This window comes from Gluconobacter cerinus, assembly GCF_002723935.1.
Lineage (GTDB): Bacteria > Pseudomonadota > Alphaproteobacteria > Acetobacterales > Acetobacteraceae > Gluconobacter > Gluconobacter cerinus.
In genome coordinates this window covers 1-3420 of the sequence record NZ_BEWM01000034.1, presented here as the reverse complement: position 1 = coordinate 3420, position 3420 = coordinate 1, and the positions used below count along the sequence as shown (strand labels likewise).

The following is a 3420-nucleotide window of genomic DNA, read 5'->3' as shown; positions in this document are numbered from 1 at the left end:
TCTCGGCGGCATGGTTATCCTGCACAGTCGCAACATCGAGCGTCTGCGGGGCCGGGAAGCGGGCCAGAGAAGAGAGACGGCCAAGGGCCAGTGGCAAGGCCTCGTCCAGCATCTGGAGCGGATTGGCCTTGCAGGTGTATTCGGGTCCGAACTGACCGCTCGTCCAGTCGTGCCGGCCGAGAACCTGCTGTCCGTTTTCCGCGAAATAGCGGTTGATCCGCAGCGGGCCTTCGCCCTGATCGGTGTCAGCCAGCGCGGCCACATCCAGCCAGGTGGCATCGCCTGCATCCTCGCCCGGTGCGCGGCGGCGGAACACCAGAACGTCCACCACGACATCGGTTCCGGCATCGTCGCGCATGGCACCCGCTGGCAGACGCACGCCGCCCACGAAATCGGCTGTCTCGAACATTGTGCGCCGTGCGCCGGCATCGGACTTGTCCATCGTCCACCGCGACGTGACGAACATCGCCAGCGCTCCGGGACGCAGACGGGAGATGGACCGGGCGATGAAGTAGTCATGCAGGGACAGGCCAAGGCGGCCCAGCTCGTCCGTGCCTCGAACCGTGCGGTTGCTGAAGGGCGGGTTGCCGATGACCAGATCGTAGCGCTCCGCCAGCTTGGCCGTCGTGAAGTCCTCGGACCGGACCCACTGGTTCGGAAACAGCTTGCGCGTGATCCGGGCCGTCAGCGGGTCGTTCTCAATCGCGGTCCAGGCGGTTTTCGGGGCAAGCTTCGGAGGCACACTCGCCATGAACAGGCCGGTTCCGCAGCCCGGTTCCAGCGCGCGTCCGCCCCGAAAGCCCATTTGTGCGGCTAGATCCCACATCGCATGGACGATCAGCTCGGGCGTGTAATGGGCGTACTGTGTCGCCCGTGCCAGACCCGCCCGCTCCTGCTGGCTGGTCAGTTCCTCAAGCTGGCTGCCGATCTCTTCCCAGCCTGCCCGGAAGGTTTCGCCAGCACGCGGGAACAGGCTGTTGGCCAGCTCCCCTGCCCCGAACCCGGTGAAGCGGGCGAGGACAGCCTGCTCGTCGGGGCTGGCGTGGCGGTCTTCTGCTTCAAGCGTGGCCAGAAGGCGGATCGCCGCAAGATTGTCCCGCGCACGCTCTTTCCAGCCCTGGGCGAGGCCACGCGTTCCGGTCAGGGCGAAGTCCACCTTCGGCAGGACAGCGGGGATCGGGGCCGGGGCTTTTGCGACCTGTTGGGCCGCAGCGGCGGCTTCCTCAAGGGCGCGGTCTCCCGGAAGCTCGCCCCAGTACAGATTGGACTGGCTGCCGCCGAGTGCTGAGGTGTCGAAGAAGCTCAGTTGAGACGTGGACATGGAAAAACTCCGGACAAGCGGCAGCGCCCGGTGCTGCGCGAAGGCAGACCGGGGGGCCGGAAAACAGGATCAGTGCGGGGAGAGAGGCGTCAGGCCTCCCGGATCAGTTCGGGGTCAGAAGGGACCAAAGCGCAGGCGGATCTGCTCACGCTCGCCCTCGGACAGGCGGGCCAGCGCGTCACAGTGGTAGGCCGACCCTTCCCGTGCCTTCGTCGCCACGCGCCACCAGGCTTGCGGATCGCTGCAATGCAGACCCACCAGATGCGTCTCGTCGTTCTCGGGTCCGCATCTTTCGAGGAGCGTCCAGCCTTCCTTGTGAGCCTGTCTGGGTTCAAAGGCCGTGGCCTGTGCGGGGCGTTCGAGGGTCTCTGACATCGTCTTTATTTCCTTTCCTGACCCTCTCCGGCGAGCGCAGGACAGCGCGACCTGCCAGAGCGACGCGCAGCGTCGGGACCGCCCGGCCCGCAGCGTAGCGAGGACACGGACGGACCCACCTCTTGCGGGGCGGGCTGGCCTGTGCTGCCCCCCTCCTTTTCCTTTTTTAACCTTCTGTTTTTTCTACTTTTTTCTGGTCGGCCCGGCCCCCTTCCCGAACGCTCCGGCCGGTAGCTCCCAGGCTGGTGTGAGGACGGTTGGGATCGGCCGCGACGACAGACACGCGCGGGCCAGATCGGGCGATGACAGGGCAGCGTCATACGGCCTGCCCTGCTCCGCGAGCTGCTCCAGGGAGACAGTCCGCCTGATCGTGCAGCCGAACTGCTGCTCGTACTGTACGAGGCGCTCAAAGCGGGCAGGATCGAGCCAGCGGATCGTTGCAAACTGCCGCGCATCGCCGAAAATACAGGTGGCACAGGACAGCCTGGAGAAGCCGATGCGGTATGGCAGCGCCGGCATCACGTTCCAGCGCTTCAGACTGTCCCAGACCTGCGCCTCGCTCCACTGGTGAACCGGGCGCCAGTGATCGACATGCCGGCGACGGCGGGTGCCATGTCGCGTGTCCATGCGGTGCGGCTCAAAGGCGGCATAGCGGGCACGGTTGGGGCTTTCTTCGGCCCGCTCGCCCGTTACGAACAGCGTGCGCCGGTTCAGAAAGCGCTCCTGCCCCCGCGAGGAGCGATCGGCGACGCCAATCTTGGTGACACTGGAGCACCAGCGTGTCGTCAGACTGGCGGAGACCTGGGGGAAGCGCAGGCGCGTCCCGATCGGCCCCTCCCCTCCCACGCGGATCAGGCCGTCTGGGCTTTCGAAAAGGACAGGCGCCGTTGGGGCAGCGTTGCGCAGCATCTCCCGCTCGAAGCCGCCCTCTCGCCAGGAGCGATAGAGCGGCAGCCCGAAATCCTGCGCCAACGCGCTCACATCAGGCGAGGTGGAGGGCAAGGAGGCAGGCGGTGCCGTCCTTGCCACCGGAGACCGCGACGATGATGCTGTCATAAGACGCCAGATCCGGGGTCATGTTGCCCACCGGCTGACGGGAGCACCCGTGCGGACCGACCGGCACATTAGCGCCGTGGCAACGGGAGTGGCCCGGAGGGTCAGAGGCTTCACATGCCGGTTGTCCCAGCTCAGACCTTCGCAGCGTGAGAGGAGTCCAAGCTGGGTCGCTGCCTCATCCCTGCACGCACACACCCGCTCATTGCCGCCCGCACTGCGACGGCAGGGCTCATGGGCTGGCGCGTTGCAGCCCGTGCAGGCGATGGTCAGAGCCGGATCGCCACCTTCCCAGTGCTCGTTGCACTTGCGGCAGGACACAGGCTCCTGGGTGTCGGTCCAGCGCATGGGCAGCCGACCGCGTGGAGTTGGGACATAAGGAAGGTAATGACGGCGCATGATGCTCGATCCATTTCTGGTTTTTGAACATCGTCGCGTCCGGCTGGGGGCTGTTCAGACTGCAACAGTGCCGCGTAGCGGCAGGATCAACGCGGCCCGCAGTCACGCGCAGGCGGCGCAGCCGGCGAGCATGGCGAGGACGCGCGTTGACCCAACTGTTGCGGGCTGGGCAGCTCCCAGCCAGCCCTTTCCTTTTTTATCGGGTCTTTCTTTTTACCCGGTTTTTCTTTTTATCTGGTTTTTTCTCTTACCGGGTTCCTGCTCTTATCCGG

At 65.8% G+C, this 3420-nt stretch carries 5 protein-coding genes; 1 reads left to right on the top strand and 4 read right to left on the bottom strand.

The features are described 5' to 3' along the window. The 4 genes from GCE01_RS16470 to GCE01_RS16970 all read right to left on the bottom strand — a co-directional run. Window positions 1-1321 (bottom strand): Eco57I restriction-modification methylase domain-containing protein (locus tag GCE01_RS16470; RefSeq protein WP_174694865.1); only part of this gene is annotated, 1321 nt, incomplete at its 3' end. Window positions 1322-1435: 114 nt separating this feature from the next. Beyond that, window positions 1436-1696, bottom strand: a complete 261-nt coding sequence (locus GCE01_RS16465) for a hypothetical protein (RefSeq protein WP_099213696.1) — start codon at window positions 1694-1696, stop codon at window positions 1436-1438. Window positions 1697-1879: 183 nt separating this feature from the next. Continuing rightward, on the bottom strand, window positions 1880-2752 hold the full coding sequence (locus GCE01_RS16460; RefSeq protein ID WP_244591287.1) for a phosphoadenosine phosphosulfate reductase domain-containing protein: 873 nt from the start codon (window positions 2750-2752) through the stop codon (window positions 1880-1882). Between the two features lie 18 nt (window positions 2753-2770). Further along, window positions 2771-3148 carry a hypothetical protein gene (locus GCE01_RS16970; RefSeq protein ID WP_167386202.1) on the bottom strand — a complete coding sequence of 126 codons (378 nt, stop codon included), beginning with the start codon at window positions 3146-3148 and terminating at the stop codon, window positions 2771-2773. On the opposite strand from GCE01_RS16970, the gene GCE01_RS17055 reads away from it, so the two are divergent. Beyond that, on the top strand, window positions 3147-3420 hold a 274-nt coding region (locus GCE01_RS17055), incomplete at its 3' end, for a hypothetical protein (RefSeq protein ID WP_211516792.1). The genes GCE01_RS16970 and GCE01_RS17055 overlap by 2 nt on opposite strands.

Excerpts from the sequence above, each read along its gene's own strand:
- GCE01_RS16970 (WP_167386202.1), bottom strand. The coding sequence starts at position 3,148 with ATGCGCCGTCATTACCTTCCTTATGTCCCAACTCCACGCGGTCGGCTG.
- GCE01_RS16465 (WP_099213696.1), bottom strand. The coding sequence starts at position 1,696 with ATGTCAGAGACCCTCGAACGCCCCGCACAGGCCACGGCCTTTGAACCC.
- GCE01_RS16460 (WP_244591287.1), bottom strand. The coding sequence starts at position 2,752 with ATGACAGCATCATCGTCGCGGTCTCCGGTGGCAAGGACGGCACCGCCT.